Origin of the sequence: Bdellovibrio sp. HCB337 (genome assembly GCF_047302465.1) — a bacterium.
Taxonomy (GTDB): Bacteria; Bdellovibrionota; Bdellovibrionia; order Bdellovibrionales; family Bdellovibrionaceae; genus JACMRP01.
Genome location: NZ_CP178621.1, coordinates 2,769,031 through 2,790,622, shown reverse-complemented (window position 1 = coordinate 2,790,622; position 21,592 = coordinate 2,769,031). Strand labels below are relative to the sequence as shown.

Genomic DNA, 21,592 nt, shown 5'->3' with positions numbered 1-21,592 from the left:
TCATCATGAAAGATATTAAAAGATCATCTCACGTAATTTTGACTTCGCATTCAAATCACGTTTTCAAAGATAGCTTGCCAATTCATTGGGGAGCAAAAAATCCGACAGACCGCGGTCCTATCATTGGTTCTTTGACGGACACGAAAAAACGTAATGCCATCGGCACGCACAGCGGAAGCTATGCGGTTTATCGTGCCCTTTCTATTGCCCAAGGAAAATACTCGACTCGCCACAAGCCAGATCTCAATAATACTGAGAGCCCGGTGAAAGTTGGCCCATTCCCATCTTGGAGCGATCCAGATAAAATGGTTTCGATTGATCCATGGGGATTGGACGTTCCAATTCATTTCAAAAAATTCTATGACGAAGGTTATGACGTTCGCCCAACAATTGCGGTGACTCAGGCCCATCTGCAAATTCCAGAGATTCACGATGCCATTGATGCTGGTCGCTTGAAAATTGACGGCAAGATCATCAAAGAAAATCGTGATATCCGCGTAACTAAGGTGGCTCTTGAGCCCGTGTGGTATTTGCCAGGTATTGCAAAACGTTTGGGTGTGGAAGAAGGCGAACTTCGTAAAATCCTTTTCCAAGAAACAGGTGGGATGTTCCCAGAGCTTGTGACTCGTCCAGATTTGAAAGTCATGTTGCCGCCTATTGGTAGCACGACAGTCTATATTTTCGGTGATGTTGAGAACTTGTCGAAACCAGATGTCGAACTTACTTGCCGCGTACACGATGAGTGTAATGGCTCTGACGTATTCGGTTCTGATATCTGTACATGCCGTCCTTACTTGATTTACGGAATCGAGGACGCTGCTCGTACTGCTCAACGTGGTGGTGTGGGCTTCATCGCTTACTACCGTAAAGAAGGCCGTGCATTGGGTGAAGTGACTAAGTTCTTGGTTTACAATGCTCGTAAACGTCAAAAAGGCGGGGACTCTGCTGCGACTTACTTCCACCGTACAGAGTGTGTGGCGGGGGTTGAAGATGCACGTTTCCAAGAGTTGATGCCGGATATTTTGCACTTCTTCGGGATTACGAAAATCCACAATCTGCATTCGATGAGTAATATGAAGTACGACGCTATCGTGAAAAGCGGTATCGAAGTTGTAAATCGTATTTCGATTCCAGAGGATTTGATCCCGGCCGATGCTCAAGTAGAGATTGAAGCGAAAAAAGCAGCGGGTTACTTCACTGCTGGCGAAGCAAAATCTGGTGACCAGCTAGAAAAAGTAAAAGGAAGACCAATCGATGAGTAATACTTCTTATACTGAAAAAGATCTGGATTTTCTTTTGTCGCCTTTGGCAATCCGCCAAAGCGCCGAGAAAATTTTGGAACTTACGCAAAAAGGTGAAACTCACTTCCAATATCACTCGGATCAACTGACTCCAGTCGTAGATTATGTCGTGGACGTGATTAAAGAAAACTATCCAAGCTTGAATATTCCTTTCCATTCTCGTTGGGGGCACTTCCGTGTTGGTGGTATTGATCGCGTTCAAGCTTTGGAAGCAAAGCTTGTTGGCGTAGATGCTATCGAGAAGGCGCGTACAAAACTGGATTTGGTCATTACCTCTGTTTTGTTGGACGCTGGTGCCGGCAATGCGTGGATGTACAATGAAAAGGGTTCTGGCAAAAGCTTTGGCCGTTCTGAAGGCCTGGGTGTAGCAAGTTTTTACTTGTTTATGGGTGGTTTCTTGTCTGACGACTCTGAAAATCCGCTCCGCGCGACGGCTAAAGGTTTACAAATGCTTTCTAACGAAGAGCTTTCAACAGTTTTCCAAGTGGGGCCGCAAAACCCATTGGTGGGTGTTGATGGGCGTCTATCGCTTTTGCATAACTTAGGAAAAACCATCGAGCAGAAAAAAGACCTTTTCCCAGGCGCTCGCCCGGGTGGTTTGGTGGATTACTTGCAAAACCGTTACGGCAAAAAACTGACAGGCCCGCAAGTGCTGCGTGCGGTGTTGGATGGTCTTGGTGAAATTTGGCCGGGACGTGTGCGTGTTGGTGGTGTGAATCTTGGCGATATGTGGTCTTACTCGAAAGTTCCAGGGGGCTTAGCGGCTTTCCATAAACTTTCTCAGTGGATGACGTACTCTTTGATGGAGCCTTTGATGGAAGCGGGCTTTGAAATCGTTGATGTCGAGAAGTTGACGGGTCTTGCGGAGTATCGCAATGGTGGTTTGCTTTTGGATCGCGGTTTGATCTCTTTGAAGGACAAGAGTCTTCTAGAGAAGAGCCATCGCCCGGATTCTGATTTGATCATTGAATGGCGTGGGCTTACGGTTTCATTGCTAGATCGTATCGGCGATGAGGTTCGTAAGAAGCTGAATAAAACTCCGTCCGAGTTCCCTTTGGCGAAAGTGCTGGAAGGTGGGACTTGGTGGGCAGGTCGAAAAGCTGCGAAGGCTCTTCGTGCGGACAGTTCGCCTCCTCTCAAAATCGAGAGCGATGGAACTGTATTTTAGAATAATTTTTAAACTATTAGAGAGATCATTTTATGAGCGACAAAGTTAAAGTAGTAACAAACCCTCTGTTAAAGCATAAGCTTGGATACCTTCGAGATAAAAACACTCATTCTCAGGATTTCCGCGAGATTGTTAAAGAGATTTCGAAGATTCTTGTCTATGAAGCGATGAAGGATTGGACGACGATGGAGACCATCAACATCGAAACTCCGATTGCAAAAACTCAGGCGGAAAGAATCGTTCGACCTCCGGTTGTGGTATCGATTATGAGAGCAGGCAATGGCATGTTGGATGCGGCTCTTTCAATGATCCCATTTGCAAGTTCAGGCTTTATCGGTATTTATCGTGATAAGTTCATCCATAATACTGTCGAGTATTACTTTAAGATGCCAAAAGATATCGACGGTAAAGAGATTCTGTTGTGCGATCCTTTGATTGCAACTGCGGATACGATCGTTGCTGCGGTAGAGCGTTTGAAGAATTATGGCGCCGGCAAGATCAAAGTGATCAGCATCTTGGCGAGCCGTGAGGGCCTTGAGAAGATTCAGCATTTCCATCCAGATGTTGAAGTGTATACTGTAAACATCGAAAATGAGATGAACGAACTGGGATATCTAGTTCCGGGCCTTGGCGATGCCGGGGATCGTTTGTTCCAAACGAAGTAGGAAGCTGCATGACGAGGCCACATATCATAGGTGTTGCGGGCGGAAGCGGGTCTGGGAAGACCCACTTCGCAAAAGAGTTGCAAAAAACTTTGGGCGATGACCTGTGTATGATCCTTTATCAAGATAACTACTATATTGATCAATCGGCAAAGTTCGACGGTGACGGCGGTTCGGTGAATTTCGACCATCCGAGCAGTCTTGATTTCGCTTTATTGGCCCAGGGCCTTCGCATATTGAAGACTGGGCAGAATATTCAGATTCCGATCTATGACTTTAAAACGCATACTCGCCAAAAAGAAACGCTCTTAGGTCTTCCTAAGAAAGTGATTTTGGTGGATGGGATTTTGATTCTTCACTCTCTGGAAGTGCGTGCAGAACTAGACGAAGCCGTCTTCTTTGATACTCCCGAGTCCTTGCGCTTTCAGCGTCGTCTTGAAAGAGACGTTCATGAACGTGGTCGCACCGAAGATGGTGTTCGCAAGCAATTCGAACTTCAAGTGCGCCCGATGCACAATCAGTTCGTAGAGCCTTCGAAGAATCATGCTCACACCGTCATCAAAGATTTAGGTGAATACAGCACGGCTCTGAAAGAGTTCAGCTCAAGACTCAGACGGAAGGCGCAAATTTAGATTTGCTCCTAAGAGTAGGTCTTTTGTTTTTCCTCCGAAGCGGGCGTACCGTTGTTTTTCTCAGGGTACGCGAGTGCCGCAAAAAAAAAGCTGTCCAATCCATCAACACGACTTTTGTGGCGATTTGTAATACAACGCTTTTAACGTTGGAATAAAACCTGCATTTATTTCTAGAAATTTTGAAATATCGGAGGAATATATGAAAAGCCTTATCGTTTTAGCATTAGGTCTTTTGGTTTCTGCAGGAGCTCAAGCGCTTGATTTGCGCAAGGTAGATCATCTCTCTTGCTCTTCTGACTCTCGAGGAACTTTTAACTTGGTGGATTTGCAAAGCTCACCTCGTTTTGTGCAAAGCCGTTCTCATGACTTGGAAGTTCTTGATACTTCAAAGCTATCTATCTCTTACGTTCATCCAAATGGAACTGAAACAAGACTTGAGTTATCAGCCTCGCCTCGTAAAAACTACGAAGGTGAAACTTACGAAAGCATCCTCTCTGAGGATACTGGTATGTCGCAAAGCCTGATTTGTGCTGTTGTAAAATAAGTTTTGGTGTATTCTCGATTTTATGAATGAAAGGCGCCCTCAAAAAGGGCGTCTTTTTTTGGCTAACCGCCATGAGCACCAAAGCTCATATCGCGTTCGTCAGCGCGGCCGACAAGTTCGCTTGGAAGGACGGTATCAATCTTGGTGTTGGCATCTATATAGCCAATGTATTTGTCATAACTAGGAAGGTCGTTGTTGATATTCAAGATCGCAACTTTAAGCATTTTTCCTTCTTTACCTAGAATCGCGACAGGAGTTCCGGGTCTAAGAGTTCCCGGCTCTTCACTCATCGGACTTAGTGGAAGAATGGCATTTTTCTTTTGAGCATCGCTATAGAATTGCACGCCTTCTTGAATAATGATCGGAAGGCTCATCGCGTGGTCAATGTAAGCGAAGAAAGTATCTAAATGGAGTTTTGCGTTTTCGCGGCCTGCCTTGTCCACCGGTGTATTCTGGACGACTTGATAGAGAAGATCTTTTTTCGATTTTGCAATTGCGATCGCTTTATCAAGTTGTTCCTTTGTGAATTTTTGGCGTAGTGAACCGAATCCGATTACGAACAATGCAGCTTCACGAGTGTTCAAGTTAAATTCTTTTCTGGTAAACTTGATTTCGCCGTAGCCAGTTACAAAACTAGACATATCCAAATCATAGATCACCGGAACGCGGCGTTTGTCCGGCATTTCAAACACCATGGCATTAAAGATCGCGCGACGGTTTTCTGTCGTCATAAATGGAGCTTCGTTAACACGAAGCTGAATATCAGCGTTACCTATTATTTTGTGGAAAAGACGATAGAGGGCGCCTTCGACAGGGTCAATGCCAGTCTTTTCCATTTCAGCAAATTCGTATTCCAAAACCTCAGTTCCACCCAGGCGTTCTCCGATTTTTTTGGTGGTTTCAACGAGGAGTGCATTACGGGTGAAAGAGGTTTTTGTACCATAATCAGTGTAACGAATGCGTGCTAAACGAGTCGCCGGAGTTTTAAGTCCAAGAGCTTCGGCAAGGCGATAGGCAAGACCTTCTCTCATCGGGCCGTTGTCGCCAATCAAGCGTCCCATTGGAGTATGTTCACCTTCTGAGTTGGTAAAAAGATGAGTGTTGACGCGAAAGTTTCGAGCACCCTGGAACAGGGTTCCTTTGAGATCCTCAGAATCTTGAATTTCTACTTTGAGTTTTGGGAACTCGGACTCGTCAAAATACAGACTAGACATGCCCCGGCCGCGAGCTTGTCCAGTAAACGCTCTTTCTGGATGGCTGGAGTCTCTGAGGGCAATGGCGCCATAGTATTGAGGATCATTGAGTTCCCCATCCTCCAAGTTGAACCCACCGTCTGGTGCAGCCTTACGGATCTTCACGAAGTCTGCGGCCATCTCTAATTGCACGACAGTATCAGCGTTAAATAGGGGACTCTTCGAGGGAGGCTGAGCGATCGCCGCTGCTAAAGCAGAATGAAGGGTAATGGCGAAGCTCAGGGAAATAGCTAAAGATCTGTTTTTCATGGGACGAGTCCTTTCGGTCTATGAAAGGGCTTCTTTCAAGTTTGATGCTTAGGGAACGCTGGGTAATGCGCAATATAGATATGGCACATGTTTGTGAACTGGCTAAAGTTTAAACAGAGCGCGGAAAAGGGCTAAGAATCTCTGTTAGTTAGAGTGGCCGCGTCCGCAAAGTTCGGTGTATTTAATGAATTTCGTGATAAAGGAACAATCGCCTTTGCGATTGCAGATTGCGCGAATACAGCCGTCGTCCCAAACTGCTTGGCAGGCGCGAGTGATCTTTTCGATGTCAGAGTCAAAATCGCAGTGCTCATAGAAACAACCCAGCTGAACGCAAGAGGAACTGGGGTGCTGGCAGCGGTGATCGGGATTTCGATCTATATAAGAGCCTGGGGTATTCGCTATTGAAAGCATCGAGATTACACTCACTATCAGGAATGCACTTAAGGCTTTCATAGCGACCTTCCCCCTTCATATAAATGAAGTACGAATTCATAGTTTACGGTGAACTCGTCTGCTCTTACCTCTAAGGATTTCAAATTTGCAGACACGAATCAACACCATCCAGTGGAATTTTCCGTCAACACTTTTGACAGTTCAGAAGATGTTTCAGAAGAGCTTATAAGGTACAGGAAGGACTTCGGAATTGTGCTACAACTGTGTCTATGAAATGGGTGGTTGTTTTCTTCTTAACTTTGTTCACATCTTGGGGCGCTTTGGCAGCCGCTCCGAATGATTACGCCCTTCAAGTTTTGCAAAAAGATCTGCCTCGCAGTCTTCGTTGGTTCGGCCGTATGAACCAAGCTCAAAACCTCAGCCAGGTTGAAGTTTACGAACTCTATCGTTCAACGTTGCCAGAAGCTCAAGGCAATCAACAACAAGGCATTTCAGTCAAAGGCTCTATTGAACGTATGCTTTTGCTTTTAGAAGGGGCTCGTTACTTTGAGCAAATTCAAAAAGCTCCGGTTGAGTTTCAGAATAAAAAAGAAATCACGATGCGCGTTCTTCAAGCCGCGAAAGATGAAATGGATCGTTTCCAGTTCGGTGAAGATCCTCAAGTTCTGTTGGAAGAGTGGCGCAGTTTTGGACTTACGGATTTTGAAAGACTCTCAGCGGACCTCGTAGAAACCTTCACCGAAGTTCAAAGACTTTTGAATGAACCCGTTATGGTCGCTTTAGAGCAAAAAGTCGATGCGCAGTCTCCTGTAGAGGGGGCTGACGAGGGGCAGTCTGCAGTCGAAGTTGTGGGTAACGACGTCGAGTCCACAGAAAGCCTTGTTGCGGCAGATAAGAAAGAAGACGGGACAGCGCCAGTGGTTGCAGCAGCACCAACACCGGTGGTTGAAGTGGCTCCAGCGCCGACGCCAGAGCCCACACCCATGAATCCCACAGAAATCGCCTTTGAAAAACAAAGATTCACATCTTATATCCAATCCGCAGAAGCGGGACAAGTTGCCGGCGAATGTAAAGACGCTCGCACGTGGAAAACCGATCAGGCAGAGTCCTGCCAAAGTGATGACAGTCTTGAGTGTGATCGCAGTTATGCGCGTCAGTGCAAAAAGCTTCAATAACTTCTAAAAATCCTCTAGCATATTTGCTGGAGGACCTATGGCTCAAAATAAACTTGCTCCCATCGAAACTTCATTCTCGAAATTGATGGGTGTCCAATATCCGATTATTGCCGCTCCGATGTTCTTGGTTAGTAACGAAGATCTTGTCGTTGCTGCGAGCGAGGCGGGTGGAGTTGGAACCTTTCCGTCACTGAACTACAGACCTCCTGAAAAATTCAAAGAAGCTCTAACAAATATCAAAAGCCGCACCAAAAAACCAATTGGTGTGAATATTATTGTGAACAAAAGTAATACTCGCCAAGAAGGGGATTTGAAAATCGCCTTGGATGCCGGAGTAGAGTTATTCATCACTTCTTTGGGTAATCCAAAGTCGGTGATTCAAGACGCCCACAAAAATGGCGCCAAAGTTGTTTGTGATGTGACGAACTTAGAGTTCGCCAAAAAGGTACAAGATCTTGGCGCTGATGGCGTCATCGCGGTTGGCGCGGGTGCCGGTGGCCATGCGGGACCGATTTCTCCGCTCGTACTCATTCCATGGCTGAAGAGTGAATTGCAAATTCCAATTATCGCAGCGGGAGGTATTTCTCACGGTGGACAGATTGCTGCGTGTTTGGCGCTTGGTGCTTCAGCAGTCAGTGTGGGGACACGCTTTATCGCTTCTAAGGAAGCGGGTGTAGACATCGCCTACAAGCAAGCAGTTGTTTCTTCTACTCCGGAAGATATCGTGATGACGACAAGAGTATCGGGCACACCAGCAGCCGTCATTAACACGGACTACGTGAAAAAGCTTGGAACCGATTTACCTTGGTTGCTGAAGAGCCTTAAAGACAATCCAATGACCAAAAAATATGTTGTACCACTTATTCATTTGATGGGCATGAAAGCGCTTGAGAAGTCGGCCACGAATCCTTCTTGGAAAACCGTCTGGAGTGCAGGTCAATCTGTGGGATTAGTTGACGATATCCTTGAGACTGCAGAGATCTATCGCAGGCTTGTGAATGAGTATCACGAAGCAAAACAAAGCCTGCCATAAGCGCTTACGATAATGTTGGATCTTTTGGATTTGAAGTGAATGAGAGTGCGCAATATAAGAAAATAACGATTGCCATGTTAAAACTCCATACGAACATTTCCATGATTCATTCTCCTTGTTAATCAGAAGACGACCGGGCTGGTAAAAACGTTTCCATTTTTTTGAAAACTACGTAAAAAACCACTGTAGAAGTTTTTGGCGACTGTAAAAAGGTTGGTCTAGAGGCCTCTTAAAATGCTAACGGCACTCGGTTTTCCGAGTGCCGTTGAGTTTTTTAAGTTTCGTAGAATTTGTTCGAAATTTTGTGAGTTATCTTGTGCGCGGATAGTCCGAACATTGGGAAGTAAGTGGAGTGTTACTATAATGAAGTGTATATGCCGCACTTACTGATCTGCGCCCAACATTTTTTAAGCGGAGAATAACTGGTCTTAAGGTCATAGGCATAGTGGTCAAATCCGAAAACACAAATCCGGAGCCCCAGTTGCAGGCGGGTGCATCGAGGCTTTTTGCGAGATCCACCAAATTTTGTCCAGTCACTGCATCAATGACTTCAAAGATTAGCCCTTGAACTGCGATTTGATCTTTCCCTTTTCTCCAGTATGGATCATTGGAGAATGACACTCCAATTTGGAGGGATGTATCTGCATTAAGATAGAGTGAGCAAATACCACGAAGGTCCACTCTTAATTCTTTTACTTCGCCTGGATTAAGAGCGTAAAATTTTGAATCAGCCGTGACAAGATAGTCTCCAGAACAATAGACCGCCATATTCTCGGGACCAGCAACTTGTGCTGATGCAAAATGAGAATTGAACACCAATGCGCTTAGTATTAATAGATATCTCATAAATCCCCCTCCAAAATAATCTTGAACTGAGTTTAAGTACGTATTTGGTAGACGGATGAGATAGGGAAAAGGTTTCTCTTTTTCTGAGGTCGATGGAAAAGGGACTGTCTAAGCTTTGGGTAGCTGTTCAAAGTTTAGACCATTTTTAGAGTGCAAAGGAATTCCGCCGACCACACGGGGGCGGGGGCTCGTGATTTGAGCCCCATACGATTACTTTATAGAACGATTCTTCACCGAAAGAGTCAGCTCGTAGGTTGCAGTCTTTTCGGTTTCGCTTTTTGAAGGGACTGTGCAGTAACCTTTGAAGGTACCCTCGAGTCTTTCGCCAGTTGTCGTTGCTTTTTCAATCAAAGCACGAACCTTGTCCGCCTCATCGCAAATAAAGTGAACATCGCCATCATTGCGTTTCAGGAATTCCGCTTTGAAGTCTTTAAAGATGAAATCAATACGCTGACCACTTTCATAGATCGAAGACACGGCCGTGATTGCGATCGAGAGCTCTGCGCCGATACCCAGGGCGCCGAAATACATGACCTTAAGATGATTCTGGCTGCGTCTGCCAAGTTTGATTCTAATCACGCTACGGGTGGGGGAGAGCTCCACACATTTAGGGCTTACATATGCCAGGAGAGGTATTTTAAAGATCCCATAGGCCTTCAGGAAGAGATTTGCTTTGAAGAGGCTGACAGGTGCCTTAGTTGTGGCGGTTTTAGACATAAAAAAAGCCCTCCCGAAGGAGAGCTTTTAGGTTTGTCCGTATAAAACAAAGCGCTTAGGTTAGTCTCTCACTTCTGTTAGTGAAGTATAATTGTCATGGAGTTTTTGTTGACGGTCAACTTCTTTGCTCCAACGTCCAACTTCGCCTTCATAACCCTTTTTCTTGTTCTTCCAATCGTTTTCGGAAGTCGCCAAAGAACGGGCACGTTGGTCTACCATTTGTCCTTGTTGTTTAATTTGCTCGCCACGAGAAGCCCAAATCTTTTTCTCTTCTTGGACAGAGCCCATTTGCATTTCGTACTCAGCAAGATTTGCTTCACGCTTCTGGATGTTTTCCTGAAGCTTCGTCATCATTGCCTGGAGCTCTTGAAGTTTCTTTTCTTCCTGAGCTTTTTTATTCTTTTCTTCGGCAATTAAAGCCTGAATTTCTTTTTCTTGGCCGTCTACTTTAACAAGAGATTTTTTGTTTTCTTCAAAAGAACCTTGAACGGTCTTTCTTTGCTCGTCAACTTGGGATTTAGCCTTGTTGATTTCGCCGATGTTTTTGTCCACCGTTTTTAGATTCTTTTGATATTCACCCAAATTAGTTTTTGAGTTATCAAGATTCGACTTGATCTTTGTTAGACCGTCTTTTGCAGTTGTTTGAGCAAAAGCTGCAGGTGCTACCACAAGAGAGCCGCCGATGAGGAAGCTCGCTAGCATTTTTTTTGTGTTTGTTACGTTCTTCATATGCGTCTCCTTAATTAGTTATTTTCTAAGCTAGTGACTTTGTCCTCTTGAGGACAAACGTTTTTCAGAGAAGAGCGGTAGTGACCCACTTCGTCTTCCCAGATTTCGCCCTGGAAGTTCCAGTTGAGGCTCTTTGCCTTTTCAACTTTCAATTCCGGACGTTCTTTTTCGCTGATGTCTCCGCCAGCCATTTGGTAACGGATGTGCTCACCAGCACCAGAGTAAAGTTCGTAAGCTAAGACTTCGTTTTGCTCAAGCACGCGGTTCAAGCCGCCAGCTAATTGAGTCATACGACTTTTCAAAGCCGTACCTGCTTGTTCGCGAAGGTCAGACTTTTCTTTCTCCATGCGGGCAATGCCCATTTCACGAAGTTTTTTGATTGAAGTACGAGCTTTTTGAGCAATAAATTGTTGGATCTTAAAGCTCATTTGGCGTTTTTCAGCAGTTGCCAAGCTAGCTTTCAAAGATTCAGAATTTTTATCGTCAATGAGCTTTTTGCGGATCTCGCTGATCTCTCTACCAGCTTCACCAGCTTTTTTCATAACTGTCTTCTCGCGAGCGATCAGAGTCATTGTTACTTTGTTGAAGCGAGCAATTTCATCTTCGTAGCTGTTGATTTCAGTTTGTGGAACTGTGAAAGAAGGGTGACGAGCCAACTCCACGATGAATGGACGTGGCAAACCATCAACTTCTTTACGATCAGAATTCTTCAACCAAGCTTTTACCGTTTCATAGTAAGCAGCAGGGCGTTTCTCGTTGGCAGTTTGATATGTTGCCAATTTCGTTTTCAACGGAGTGAACTTCTTTTTCATGTCCGTTAGAACTTGGATACCGTCACCGTATTGGCAAAGGTTCAAGTAACCCACTGTGCGTACAGTGTAAGATTCAGGAACGAAAGCGTTTTTAAAGAAGTCCGTGTGAAGAGAGAACATATTTCCTGCAGCACCTTCATAATCTTCAGCCATGATTTGTGTCCAAGCTTGCTCAGTCATCGCTTGCAACCACATCGGGTTTGTTTTATCGACTTTCAAATACGCTTGGAAAGAGTCTTTGTATGCACCTTTTTGGAAGTACATACGACCCAAAGTCAAACCCGCAACGTTACGGATTGTGCCTTTTCTGTCATTTTCAGTCATTTCCATCAGCTTGTTCAAAGTGATGATCGCATCATCCACTTTACCTTGGCGGTACAGTGAAAGAGCGCTAATCATAGTAGCTTCTGGATAGTTCGGAGACTTATCACCAATGAAGATCAAAGCGTCTTCAACTTGGCCCAATTGACCAGCTTCAAGATAGTACTTGGCGCGGTACATTTGGTAAGTTTCGTTTTGAGTAGTGTCAATGTCGTACTTGGTGATCAAAGGATCCACGTACTTAACATCAGACACCTTCAAGATATTTACATTTTCAATAAGCTTCTGAACGGCTCTTTCTTGCCATTCTTTGCTTTTTGTATCGGTAGCAACTTTGATCATGCCCATGCGGAACTCAGAGTTCAAGCCAAGTCCCTTGGCAGTTAATGCATAGTTGAACCAAGATTCGGTGCGATACTCTGGGTCTTCCATAAGTTCAGAGAATAGACCGAAAGCCAATTCGTAGTTCTTTTGGTATTCCAAGAAAATCAAAGCCTGAAGCATTTTGTAGTCGTTTGGTTTCATCTCTACAATTGCTGCCAATTCAGGTTTAGCTTCGACATTATCCAAAACTGGATCTTGGATTTCATTCAAAACCTTAAGGTCTGGAACGTTTTGAATAGCTTTGCTGTTAGTAACTGCTTTCGCATTTGTTACCGGAGCAACCTTTGTCATGTCAAAGTTGAATTGTAAAAGGGGAGGGGACTGTTTTCTTGAAATTGGATTCAAGTTAACTTGTCCAGCCTCTGGAATACTCAACGGTTTGATGTTAGCAACGATTTCTCTTTCGTCGCCAATGTTCAAACGAGGAATATCATTTACGCGTTTGTTTTTTTGAACCAAACGGTAGGCAGGAACCTTGCTACTTTTAGTGTAAGTTTTTGTTTGCGCATGTGCCGTGCCCACAGACACACTCGCGGTAATCAAGGTAAGTAATAATTTGTTCGTCTTCATACGTCCCCCAAAAGTAACTAAAATCCCTTGCTAGTTCGTGGTTATTAGAACCAGTACGTAAGCCCCAATAGCAATGATGTATCGTTAATCATTTTCTTGCCAAGGTCGCGATCCGTTACCGCACCACCACCGACACTTGTAGGTAGTGTGACGTAGTATTTATATCTTTGTTGGTTAGACCAAGTATTCGCAAGTTCCGCACGAAGAGCTAAGTGCTCTGTGAAGAAGATCTGTTGGAATACGCCAAGTTTTGCTACCGGAGCAGACTCACTCAAGTCGCCTGCAGCTTGCTTAATGCTATAGTTCAACATACCAGCACCTGCAGAGAAGCCCATATCGAAGTAGATAATGGACGTATCCATGAAGCTCATTTTTGCGTAGAACGGTACCAATGTTACAGACAAGATCTGTGAAGATTGGAATACGTTGTGGTCTGGATAAACACCGTAGCGTTCATTGAACAACTTGGTGCTGTCGTTGTCGGTCAAATTTCCATTTTTATATTCAAGATCCAAGCCCCAACGTTCGTTGAAGAAGTAACCAACGTTTACGCTGGAAATACTACCTGCGCTGAAGGCGTCATTGAATGGTACGCCGGCGTTCAAGCTCAAGAATACGCGGTTCGCTTTGGTATAGCGTCTGTTTTGAACGACTGCGAAGTCGTCATCTTTCGCTGACCAATACTTTTGCTCAAGCTTTTTAATGTCAAGCTTGTCGGATCCGCTGTTAGTAGCCGCAGGCTTTGCAGCTGCTGGGGCCGGTGTTTGTGCGTATGCTAAGGAACTCCCTAAAAGCATCAACGTGAGAGTGAGAGTTTTCATTTTACTTGTTCCTCCGTCTTAGTTTGTACTCTTGAATAAGAATGGATAAGTGACGAGCACTTTTGTCCCTCCTGCTGGGGCTGGGAACTTCCATTTTGCAACCTTATTCAAGATACATCCTTCGACGGTCGCGTTTTTAAGTGTAGTATCACCAATGGCCTGAGTTTCAACAGAGCCGGTGCCAGCAATCGTAAATTTCACAGCAACTTTACCGAACAAATCAGGGTTGGCGCTCAATTGTCTTTCGTAGCAGTACAAGATCTGACCCAATTGGGACTTGATGTACTGAGCGATGACTTCGCGGTCTAAGCCGCCGACAATTTCACTTTCTTCCTCGATCAAACCAACACCACCGTTACCAGTGTTACCGGCACCAAGGCCGCCGATACCAGAAGTGTTTTTACCGCCACCACGGCCGGCAGTAGAAATCATCACGCCTTGAGCAGTGGAGTCTGTACCGTAGTCACGGCCAGAACGGTCCATGTTACCAACAGCTGCCAATGCACGACCGCTTACGCCCGAGCCAGCTTTTACACCGTTAGAAACGATGACGTTACCGCTTTTAGCTGCTTGAGCAGAAACTTTTCCGATCAAGCGAGAGATACGTGGATCTGAAACTGCCTTCAACATATTGGCAATTTTGCCAGCTCCAGCTGGAGCTGACGCGGCTTTCTGCTCTTTAGGTGCAGAAGGCGGTTGCTGAACTGGTTTCGCCTCAGCAACTTTGGTTTTCTTTTTCAAAGGATTTGTTTTAACAACAATTTTTTGTGCCGGTGGAGGAGGAAGCATCACAGCGATTTCCTCTTTCTTTGGACCCAACAATGAGAGTCCACCCACCATGAAGCCTACCAAAAGAACGATCATAAGACCTTTTCTAGCGTCTTTATCGATCAATGTAGCAGGAGTCATACGAGTCATCGCCTCTTCAGCCGTCAAGTAAACGGTTTTTTGGCGAACGAGATATTGATCTAAAGTGTATTGTACCCAAGAAGAGGAGTCCTTCGCAGGAATTACTTTCTTGGTAACAGCCATTTCAGGGATGAAGCTTTGACCCATCGGTACTACGCGGGTCTCGATAACCTTGTCATGCAATTTCACGAGGAAAAGCTGATAAGGTTTTTTATGGCCGTCATTTTCGTGAGAGTTTTTTTCAAGGCGATTGTAAAGATCTGCTTCTCTGATCACTGGGGTTAAGTGAACTGTAGAGTTTGCGATCTCAAGTGTTTTTTCGCTATCGATACAGATTTGGCACTCGTTTGTTGCGCCCACTGTATCCATGTTCATGTCAATATACCACCACTTGCCATCGCGGCACTCGAAAGTTCCGAGCATACCTTTAGAAGTAGGGGAGATTGAGATGACATCCGCTACGCGGGAAGCACCGAAAGTATAAACCTGCTGCGAGTTGCGCAGTTTCCAAGTTTTAACAGTGCCGTTCTTAAGCTGTTGCTTAACAATTAAAGTATTGTTCATACGTACCCCGTAAAGTCATTAACAAGTAAAAAAATACTTATCTCAAATAAAGGCTAGATTCACGAATGCGGCCGTCCATATCCTTTTGAATATCGTAAAGAGGAAGGAACTTAATACCCTTCTTCTGAACGAGATAGGCGCCGTCAGGATTTCGAATCGTACCTTTGAGGTTCATTTCACCGAAATTGACCTCTTGGACTTTACGAGTTACCTTTTGCTTCGCCTCTGCTGACACACATCCCAAGACAACAATTAATCCTACGATTAATGTTTTCAATTGTTCCTCCATAACAAGTCTTCGGAATTACTAGCAGAGCGACTTCATTTTGGTTCAATACTTATTCAATTTTTAGTACTACTCTTTATCTAAAGAGGTCACCTTTCCTTGCGGTGGGACCTGGCCCTTTAGATAAGTTAACTTCTTAGCGATCCAGTCTTTTAAATCCATCTTATACGTGACCTTGCCAATGCGTTCATAGACCTGCTTAGCAGTCGCGATATCAGATGATTTATAAGCCTCGATCAGGTGGGCCTGTTGTAATAACATGTCCACGTTGTCCTTTTTCTTAGCGGATAATTCAGCGATTAACTGAAGGCCTTTTTCTGTCTCTCCACGCTGTGCCCAAGCTTCACTGAACAAAGGTCCCATGTTGTAATTATACACCTGGTCTTGTGTGAGGCGCGAGAAATTCTCCGTGGATGTGATAAAGTCTTTTTCAGTGTAAGCTTTTACTGCAGCGAAAGTTGAGATTTCTGCCGAACCTATATTCATGTCTACAACTTTGGCAAAAAATGGAATCGCCGCATTGATATCTTCGAGCTGATACATGAGACGGCCCTTCTGGTATTGAACGAGCGCATTCTCACTTTGAGTCTTCATGAGTTCATCAATGAGCCACAAAGCTTTCTCTTTTTGATCGCGGGCTTCAGAAGCCAAGCTCAAGTAATAAAGACCTAATGTGCGTGTTTCTTTGAACTTAGCGAGCTCCAAACCAAGCTTCTCAGTGATATCGTATTGTTTTGAGACATAGCAGTTATTCGCGTTATCCAAGATCGCATTGATCTTCGCATCCTTTGTCGCGAACGTACGAGCGCAGGCTTTGGTCTGGCCCTTTTGCACGCGAGAAGGGCTCATGTCGGTCTTAGCCGTCAGATAAGCCTCGAATTGGGCTGCTGGCGGGTAAGACACAGACGGAGCAATGCTAAACTCAGGATTGAACTCAGTGTAGTCACGCTCTTTGCCATCTGTCGTAGCGCGAACCACAACCAATGTTTTAAGGCGTTGTTCGTTCTCTGCCTTTTTACCTTGGATCGGAGTCGTGATTTTAGTGAGTTCCTGTTTTAGGATCTCTTTTTCATCTGGCTTCAAGCCGCCAGGCATTGGCATGTTGTTCAAGCTATCGATGTAGTTTGAATAACAACGATCAAGACCTGCCAAAGCTTTGCGAACTACTTTTTCCTCTTTGCTGAGGCTTAAAGCATTCAAGTAAGCAGTTTGCGCTTTGTCGAGTTTCTCGGTCTTCATGCCAAGAACCATTGCAAACTTGTCCATCTTAGCTTTTACGCTTTGCTGGACCAACTCTGATTCCAACACTTGAGCTTGGATCAAACGGGCAGGGGCTTTATCGTCGTTAGAGATATTGCGGCCCATGATCTTCTTAGCAGCATCGAAAGCCTGAGTCTTTTTGCCAGAAGCTAAAAGGGCTTCAGCGCGTTCCATCAGGATTTGAGTTGCATAAGGCTCCATATTGATCGCCAAGATTTTCTCTTGAAGCTTTTGGTATTCAGGATTCTTGGTGTTTTCACCGTAAGTCGCCATGATTTTAGTAATCATACGAGCTTGGTTTTTGTTATCCATGCCTTGCATGAGTTTGTTATAGATATCGCGAGATTCTTTCGTGCGACCTTCAAGGCGCAAGAAGTCCGCCGCCATTTCAAGGTGTGAATTGGCGTGTTTCTTATCCATATCAGCGATGATTTTCAAAGTCTCTGCAGCTTTCAAAAGCTGACCGATTTCAGCATAAGATTTCGCAGCATCTTTCAAACCATCCAAAGTCTTTTTGTCTTGTGGATACTTCTTAGCATACTGCAAGCTTAGCTCTGCGCCTTCGAATGGACGTCCGTTAGCATAAAGAAGGCTTAGTGCTTGCCACAAAGAATCTTTCGCTAGAGCAGAGCCTTCGTGTTCTTTTGCGAAGTCCAAAAGCTTGCGAGCTGCAGCCGTTGCTTCACCAGTTTTAGAGAAGTCTTGGATTTCAGAGTAGTGAGACTCTTCCAAGATTTTTGTCATGTTCTTTTTGCGATCTTCGTTAGCGCCGCCAGCGATGATCTTTTTAGAAAGCTTTTGCAAACCAGCGTAGTCTTTCTTCATGTTGAGCATATCCAACATTAAATCTTCAGACTTTTTCTTAAGCTCTGGATCTTTGTTAGAGTCAGCAATAGGCTTCAACCACTTTTCAGCTTCTGGGAAGTTGTTTTCCTCGTAGGCAATATGACCCATCTTAAAGCGAACGTTGAATGAGTATTTGCCGTTTGGATGCTTCGTCAAATAGATAGTTGCAAGCTCTTTACGAAGAGCGTCTTTAGCTGGATCTTTTTCTTTGGATTTATCCAAAGCTTTTTCCACAGAGTAAAGAGCGCCGTAGTTAGCATCATGTTGAAGAGTAGGCTCTTGAGCGCGTTCGCCCACGAACTTATACTCAGCAGAAGCTTCATCGTATTTACCTAATTGGAACAAAAGTTCCGCCAAAGCAAAGTGAGTTTTTACGTCTGGCTTAGTTGGATCTTCGTTGTCGAGGATCAAACGGAAAGATTTCTGAGTTAAATCAGAGAAAGCGACGTTTTGTTTGTTCTTCAACCAGATTTCCCACCATTTTTTTGCGATCTCAAGAGAATCGCGACGGAAATCTTTTTCACAATGTTCACCAGCTTCTTCTGGCTTCTGTTGTGTTCTCCAAGAAGAGTTGGCTTTACAAAGGTCACTTGCTGCTTGAAGGTGACTTACAACTTTATCACGTTGCTTAAGGTCTTCATAAGCTTCAACAAGGTAAAGATTTGCTTTTACCAAGTAAGGATTTGATGGATTCTTATCGATGAATTCACCAAGGAAGATACCCATCTCTTTTTGACGGCTGTGTGAAAGGTACAGCTTCGCCATGTCCATAATTGCAGAACCGAGCTCGCTATTTTGAGTTGTCTTCTCGAAGAAGGCATAGAGCTTGTCAGCAGGGTAGGAGTCACCCACGAAAATAGTCAAATCGCGAAGAGCTTCTTTACGAAGATTGTGACGGTTTGTTGGAACCTCACCCTCTTGCAAAGCAGGATTTGATTTTACAACTTGAAGAAGGCGTTTGATCCCGTTTTCAGAGTCTTTCAAGTTGTAGTAAGCCCAAGCGGCTTTATACAACCCGTAAGAGTAAACGCGAGATTTTGGCATCTTCTCGATTTTTGAGAATTGCTCAAGTGCTAGTTGGAATTTACCCTGATCATAGAGAAGTTCACCCAAAGCGAGTGTACCATCCGCAATAAGAGGAGATTTAGGGTACTTTTCAACTAAGCGAGTAAAGAGGATCGAAGCCTCTTTGCTTTTGCCAATTTGTTGGTGTGCAAAAGCGTTATTGAAAAAGACAGCATCCATATCTTTAAAGTTAGGATTTTCTTTTTCAATACGTGAAAAAACAGAAATAGCGCGTTTGATTGCATCTGCGCCACGTTCATTTGGAATTGGGAAGGAGCTCATTTTAACAACCGGGTTGTTTTGATTCATATCAAAAAAACGACCGGATTTAGAACGTCTCATGTAAAGTTCAGCAAGACGATAGAGAAGGTCCGCGTTTTCTGGACTGCCTGGCTTTTTGGTTTTGATTAGCTTTTGAAGAGAATCAATCGCTTTATTCTCAGAACGAGTAATGAGGATCTCGGAAGTCAGAGCCTTTTTGTCGTTATCGGTTTCGTTTCCGCCTTCGCCAATACGCACTTCAGGAAGCAAGCCTTTGCCTGCCTCCTTCTTTGCGAAGCTTGGTTCAGAAACAACAATCGTTGCAAGTAGGATCCAGAAAAAACGTGAGCTCATATTAATCTCCAACGAGGGTCACTAATTTCAACTGCGGAAATCCAGCCATCGAAGCAGTGTACATCACTTTTCTCAATACTGAGTAAGGGAGTCCAGCGTCTGCTTGCAACAAAATACGTCCTTCTTTAACAGCAGGGTTATCTTTCAGTTTTTCGTCTTTAGCGAGTTTGTCGAGTTCGTTAAACAAAGGCAGAATGAAGTTAGCATCGTTTGGATCGATGTCTTTCGCTTCGAAATCCGCGTTTTTCATGTCTGCGATCTTTTCCTTGTCAATCTTGATCAACTCTTTTGAAACCACCAATTTGATAGATTCAACAGGGTTGGTAGATGATGTGGATTGTGGCAAACGCATATCCTTTTCAGGAATGATCTCAACATCAGAAGTCGAGTAAGTTTGCAACAAGAACACGAGCATGATTGTAAACATGTCGGTCATTGATGTGATGTTCAATGCGAACGTGCTTTTTTGCTTTGGGAGTTCATAACGTCTTCTCATGTGTTAGCCCTCCATCGTGTTCGCAAAGTTAACTTCAGGAAACATATAGTCTGTCTGAACTTCCTGATTTTTAACCTTATCAAAGACCGGGAACCTGATTTTATTGTCACGGCTTCTGCGTGCTTCATCCATCACATGTACGATGTCTTTGTAAGAAACACCCGCATCAGGAGAGATGTCGACCTTGAATACTTCGGGATTTTGAGTTTTTACATCACGAAGTCTTTCATGCAGTCTTGCAAAGTCGAAGTTGCCGTCCGCTTTTTTAGGAACGACTTCAACGCTTTCTTTGCCGTCTTTTTTAACGATGATCTTCACACCTTCTTTTTCTTTAACTTCTATAGTGATGTGAGCCGCTTTTTCGTCTTTATCTTGTTTCTCGATTGCCTGTTGAACCACTTGAGGCAATTGAGTTTCGATAACCGTCATTTGAACGAAAGCGGAAGACACGAGGAGTACTGGAACTAGCTTTACCATCACCGCGAGGAGTGGTGCTAAGTCCAATTCGAACTCATACTCATGATTAATTTTGACCTTTTTAACTCTTCTCATATTCATTCTCCGCGTTTCAGAGATCCCCGCCCAAGGGATCCCTGTCGAGATTCATTAATCCCTAGATTAAGAAACTTTTGTCGTAGGAGGAACTGAATGTCCGCCTTTTGGTGCTGCAACTTGGTCAGGGAATACTGTCTGACGGTTGAGAGTAGGGATATGAGAGCTAGTCAACAATTCTGTCAATTTAGAGCACTTCTCAGAGATCTGCTCGATCAATTGATTTTGACGAGAAGTCAAGAATGAGAAGAACACCATCGCAGGGATCGCAACCGCAAGACCCAAAGCTGTTGTATACATCGAGATAGAGATACCAGATGCCAACAACGCTTGTTTCTGTGCAGGGTCAGCTTGCGCAACCGCTTGGAACGACAAGATCAGACCGTGGATTGTACCCAACAGACCCAACAATGTAGCAACGTTGGCTAACATTGAAAGATAGTGAAGGCGTTTAGTGTAAAGAGGAACGTTTTCAGACATTGCGATGTCATGAGCTTGGAAGATCGTTTCATCATCTCTGTCTGCTTTTTCAAGAATTGTTTTAAATGCGCGAGCCAATGGCTTTTGTTCCATTTGAGCGCACATCAACAAAGCCTCATCCAATTTCTTAGCGAGTACTAGGTTTTGAACCTTCGCCATGAAATCATCTACGTTCAAGCCGTAGCTGAAGTAAAGAGCCTTTGCGCGTTCAGCAACCAAGACCATCGAGCCAATGCCTGTAAGAAGGATAATCCAACCTACGACACCTGATTCATTCATAAATGTAATAAAACCCATAAACGTCTCCTCCAATTATTTCTTCAAAAGCATATTCTTAATTTCGTCTTGTCCGACTTTCTGCACTTGGAGGAAACGAACAGCATAATGCAGGCCAGATTTGACGTTGATTCTTTGTTTTGTAAAATTCTTTCTAATAACTTCGGCTTTCACGTTAAAACCTGTAGGGTTATTTTCACCACTACGGAAGTGAATGACGATTTCTTGCCCAGGCAGTAACAACGGATCATTCAAGAGCACAAGAGCTCCATTTTCACTGATAGATTTGCATTTTCCGTCGAAAAAGTTGGCATCATTGTGAGCATAAACATCGATGTCGACATCTATACGTGGAGATCCACGTTTGATGAAAGAACCTGTGAGGTGGTCTTGCGTCTGAATGAGACGTGCAAGGCGGTCTTTAGAGAACTCCTGAAGATCGCCAAGCAACATCCAGCTTTCCATGTGAGGAGCCCATACATAGTTGTAGTCAAAGAGCTCGCCCGTTTGGATCATGTGAATGAGCGCACTGTATTCGTAAGGACCGTACTTCATTTCACCACGTAGGATGTACCATTCTTGGTGACTTGGTGCAGTTGTTTGCTGTGCGCTCATTTGATTTCCTCTCTCTTA

21 protein-coding genes are annotated in these 21,592 nt (G+C 44.3%); 8 read left to right on the top strand and 13 right to left on the bottom strand.

All coding sequences use genetic code 11. The features are described from left to right. Window positions 1–5 precede the first annotated feature (5 nt). The 5 genes from ACLWBB_RS13400 (at window position 6) to ACLWBB_RS13380 (ending at window position 4,307) form a co-directional block, all read left to right on the top strand. Window positions 6–1,262, top strand: a complete 1,257-nt coding sequence (locus tag ACLWBB_RS13400; protein WP_413288040.1) for a GTP cyclohydrolase II — start codon at window positions 6–8, stop codon at window positions 1,260–1,262. After that, on the top strand, window positions 1,255–2,469 hold the full coding sequence (locus tag ACLWBB_RS13395; RefSeq protein ID WP_413288039.1) for a URC4/urg3 family protein: 1,215 nt from the start codon (window positions 1,255–1,257) through the stop codon (window positions 2,467–2,469). The genes ACLWBB_RS13400 and ACLWBB_RS13395 overlap by 8 nt, the downstream gene beginning before the upstream one ends. Window positions 2,470–2,501: 32 nt before the next feature. Continuing rightward, complete coding sequence (gene upp, locus ACLWBB_RS13390) at window positions 2,502–3,134, top strand: uracil phosphoribosyltransferase (protein ID WP_413288038.1); 633 nt, start codon at window positions 2,502–2,504, stop codon at window positions 3,132–3,134. 8 nt (window positions 3,135–3,142) lie between these two features. Then, entirely contained in the window at window positions 3,143–3,763 is a 621-nt protein-coding gene (gene udk, locus ACLWBB_RS13385) for a uridine kinase (protein ID WP_413288037.1), read from the top strand. A 199-nt stretch (window positions 3,764–3,962) separates the two neighbouring features. Then, the gene (locus tag ACLWBB_RS13380; RefSeq protein ID WP_413288036.1) at window positions 3,963–4,307 is read left to right on the top strand and encodes a hypothetical protein; all 345 of its coding nucleotides are present in this window, start codon (window positions 3,963–3,965) and stop codon (window positions 4,305–4,307) included. A 62-nt stretch (window positions 4,308–4,369) separates the two neighbouring features. Here the strand turns inward: ACLWBB_RS13380 and ACLWBB_RS13375 are convergent, their stop codons facing one another. Continuing rightward, the gene (locus ACLWBB_RS13375; protein ID WP_413288035.1) at window positions 4,370–5,809 is read right to left on the bottom strand and encodes a hypothetical protein; all 1,440 of its coding nucleotides are present in this window, start codon (window positions 5,807–5,809) and stop codon (window positions 4,370–4,372) included. A gap of 153 nt (window positions 5,810–5,962) precedes the next feature. On the opposite strand from ACLWBB_RS13375, the gene ACLWBB_RS13370 reads away from it, so the two are divergent. The 3 genes from ACLWBB_RS13370 to ACLWBB_RS13360 all read left to right on the top strand — a co-directional run bounded on the left by ACLWBB_RS13370 (window position 5,963) and on the right by ACLWBB_RS13360 (window position 8,410). Next, entirely contained in the window at window positions 5,963–6,214 is a 252-nt protein-coding gene (locus ACLWBB_RS13370) for a hypothetical protein (RefSeq protein ID WP_413288034.1), read from the top strand. 257 nt (window positions 6,215–6,471) lie between these two features. Continuing rightward, window positions 6,472–7,377 carry a hypothetical protein gene (locus tag ACLWBB_RS13365; RefSeq protein ID WP_413288033.1) on the top strand — a complete coding sequence of 302 codons (906 nt, stop codon included), beginning with the start codon at window positions 6,472–6,474 and terminating at the stop codon, window positions 7,375–7,377. Window positions 7,378–7,414: 37 nt separating this feature from the next. After that, window positions 7,415–8,410: an NAD(P)H-dependent flavin oxidoreductase gene (locus ACLWBB_RS13360; protein WP_413288032.1), complete on the top strand. Its 996-nt coding sequence runs from the start codon at window positions 7,415–7,417 to the stop codon at window positions 8,408–8,410. A 309-nt stretch (window positions 8,411–8,719) separates the two neighbouring features. Here ACLWBB_RS13360 and ACLWBB_RS13355 read toward each other — a convergent pair whose 3' ends face one another. The 12 genes from ACLWBB_RS13355 to ACLWBB_RS13300 form a co-directional block, all read right to left on the bottom strand. Further along, a complete protein-coding gene (locus ACLWBB_RS13355) occupies window positions 8,720–9,256 on the bottom strand; it encodes a hypothetical protein (RefSeq protein ID WP_413288031.1) in 537 nt (178 codons plus the stop codon). A 210-nt stretch (window positions 9,257–9,466) separates the two neighbouring features. Beyond that, window positions 9,467–9,973, bottom strand: a complete 507-nt coding sequence (locus ACLWBB_RS13350) for a DUF4442 domain-containing protein (RefSeq protein WP_413288030.1) — start codon at window positions 9,971–9,973, stop codon at window positions 9,467–9,469. A gap of 60 nt (window positions 9,974–10,033) precedes the next feature. Further along, entirely contained in the window at window positions 10,034–10,702 is a 669-nt protein-coding gene (locus ACLWBB_RS13345; RefSeq protein WP_413288029.1) for a hypothetical protein, read from the bottom strand. A 14-nt stretch (window positions 10,703–10,716) separates the two neighbouring features. Beyond that, window positions 10,717–12,789 (bottom strand): tetratricopeptide repeat protein, encoded by a 2,073-nt coding sequence (locus ACLWBB_RS13340; protein ID WP_413288027.1) that lies wholly within the window; start codon window positions 12,787–12,789, stop codon window positions 10,717–10,719. 44 nt (window positions 12,790–12,833) lie between these two features. Beyond that, window positions 12,834–13,610, bottom strand: coding sequence for an outer membrane beta-barrel domain-containing protein (locus ACLWBB_RS13335; protein ID WP_413288026.1), 777 nt, complete (start codon window positions 13,608–13,610; stop codon window positions 12,834–12,836). An 18-nt stretch (window positions 13,611–13,628) separates the two neighbouring features. Next, complete coding sequence (locus tag ACLWBB_RS13330) at window positions 13,629–15,083, bottom strand: AgmX/PglI C-terminal domain-containing protein (RefSeq protein WP_413288025.1); 1,455 nt, start codon at window positions 15,081–15,083, stop codon at window positions 13,629–13,631. Between the two features lie 37 nt (window positions 15,084–15,120). Continuing rightward, a complete protein-coding gene (locus ACLWBB_RS13325; RefSeq protein WP_413288024.1) occupies window positions 15,121–15,360 on the bottom strand; it encodes a hypothetical protein in 240 nt (79 codons plus the stop codon). A gap of 78 nt (window positions 15,361–15,438) precedes the next feature. Further along, complete coding sequence (locus tag ACLWBB_RS13320; RefSeq protein ID WP_413288023.1) at window positions 15,439–19,155, bottom strand: tetratricopeptide repeat protein; 3,717 nt, start codon at window positions 19,153–19,155, stop codon at window positions 15,439–15,441. 1 nt (window position 19,156) lies between these two features. Further along, on the bottom strand, window positions 19,157–19,651 hold the full coding sequence (locus tag ACLWBB_RS13315; RefSeq protein WP_413288022.1) for an ExbD/TolR family protein: 495 nt from the start codon (window positions 19,649–19,651) through the stop codon (window positions 19,157–19,159). A gap of 3 nt (window positions 19,652–19,654) precedes the next feature. Then, window positions 19,655–20,203, bottom strand: coding sequence for an ExbD/TolR family protein (locus tag ACLWBB_RS13310; protein ID WP_413288021.1), 549 nt, complete (start codon window positions 20,201–20,203; stop codon window positions 19,655–19,657). A 66-nt stretch (window positions 20,204–20,269) separates the two neighbouring features. Next, window positions 20,270–20,980, bottom strand: coding sequence for a MotA/TolQ/ExbB proton channel family protein (locus tag ACLWBB_RS13305; RefSeq protein WP_413288020.1), 711 nt, complete (start codon window positions 20,978–20,980; stop codon window positions 20,270–20,272). Window positions 20,981–20,995: 15 nt separating this feature from the next. Next, window positions 20,996–21,574, bottom strand: a complete 579-nt coding sequence (locus ACLWBB_RS13300; RefSeq protein ID WP_413288019.1) for a PilZ domain-containing protein — start codon at window positions 21,572–21,574, stop codon at window positions 20,996–20,998. Between the last annotated feature and the right edge of the window lie 18 nt (window positions 21,575–21,592).

What these genes read in the sequence shown, in the direction of transcription:
- ACLWBB_RS13400 (WP_413288040.1), top strand. Translation starts at nt 6, where the DNA reads ATGAAAGATATTAAAAGATCATCTCACGTAATTTTGACTTCGCATTCA.
- ACLWBB_RS13395 (WP_413288039.1), top strand. Translation starts at nt 1,255, where the DNA reads ATGAGTAATACTTCTTATACTGAAAAAGATCTGGATTTTCTTTTGTCG.
- upp (WP_413288038.1), top strand. Translation starts at nt 2,502, where the DNA reads ATGAGCGACAAAGTTAAAGTAGTAACAAACCCTCTGTTAAAGCATAAG.
- udk (WP_413288037.1), top strand. Translation starts at nt 3,143, where the DNA reads ATGACGAGGCCACATATCATAGGTGTTGCGGGCGGAAGCGGGTCTGGG.
- ACLWBB_RS13380 (WP_413288036.1), top strand. Translation starts at nt 3,963, where the DNA reads ATGAAAAGCCTTATCGTTTTAGCATTAGGTCTTTTGGTTTCTGCAGGA.
- ACLWBB_RS13375 (WP_413288035.1), bottom strand. Translation starts at nt 5,809, where the DNA reads ATGAAAAACAGATCTTTAGCTATTTCCCTGAGCTTCGCCATTACCCTT.
- ACLWBB_RS13365 (WP_413288033.1), top strand. Translation starts at nt 6,472, where the DNA reads ATGAAATGGGTGGTTGTTTTCTTCTTAACTTTGTTCACATCTTGGGGC.
- ACLWBB_RS13360 (WP_413288032.1), top strand. Translation starts at nt 7,415, where the DNA reads ATGGCTCAAAATAAACTTGCTCCCATCGAAACTTCATTCTCGAAATTG.
- ACLWBB_RS13355 (WP_413288031.1), bottom strand. Translation starts at nt 9,256, where the DNA reads ATGAGATATCTATTAATACTAAGCGCATTGGTGTTCAATTCTCATTTT.
- ACLWBB_RS13350 (WP_413288030.1), bottom strand. Translation starts at nt 9,973, where the DNA reads ATGTCTAAAACCGCCACAACTAAGGCACCTGTCAGCCTCTTCAAAGCA.
- ACLWBB_RS13345 (WP_413288029.1), bottom strand. Translation starts at nt 10,702, where the DNA reads ATGAAGAACGTAACAAACACAAAAAAAATGCTAGCGAGCTTCCTCATC.
- ACLWBB_RS13340 (WP_413288027.1), bottom strand. Translation starts at nt 12,789, where the DNA reads ATGAAGACGAACAAATTATTACTTACCTTGATTACCGCGAGTGTGTCT.
- ACLWBB_RS13335 (WP_413288026.1), bottom strand. Translation starts at nt 13,610, where the DNA reads ATGAAAACTCTCACTCTCACGTTGATGCTTTTAGGGAGTTCCTTAGCA.
- ACLWBB_RS13330 (WP_413288025.1), bottom strand. Translation starts at nt 15,083, where the DNA reads ATGAACAATACTTTAATTGTTAAGCAACAGCTTAAGAACGGCACTGTT.
- ACLWBB_RS13320 (WP_413288023.1), bottom strand. Translation starts at nt 19,155, where the DNA reads ATGAGCTCACGTTTTTTCTGGATCCTACTTGCAACGATTGTTGTTTCT.
- ACLWBB_RS13315 (WP_413288022.1), bottom strand. Translation starts at nt 19,651, where the DNA reads ATGAGAAGACGTTATGAACTCCCAAAGCAAAAAAGCACGTTCGCATTG.
- ACLWBB_RS13310 (WP_413288021.1), bottom strand. Translation starts at nt 20,203, where the DNA reads ATGAGAAGAGTTAAAAAGGTCAAAATTAATCATGAGTATGAGTTCGAA.
- ACLWBB_RS13305 (WP_413288020.1), bottom strand. Translation starts at nt 20,980, where the DNA reads ATGGGTTTTATTACATTTATGAATGAATCAGGTGTCGTAGGTTGGATT.
- ACLWBB_RS13300 (WP_413288019.1), bottom strand. Translation starts at nt 21,574, where the DNA reads ATGAGCGCACAGCAAACAACTGCACCAAGTCACCAAGAATGGTACATC.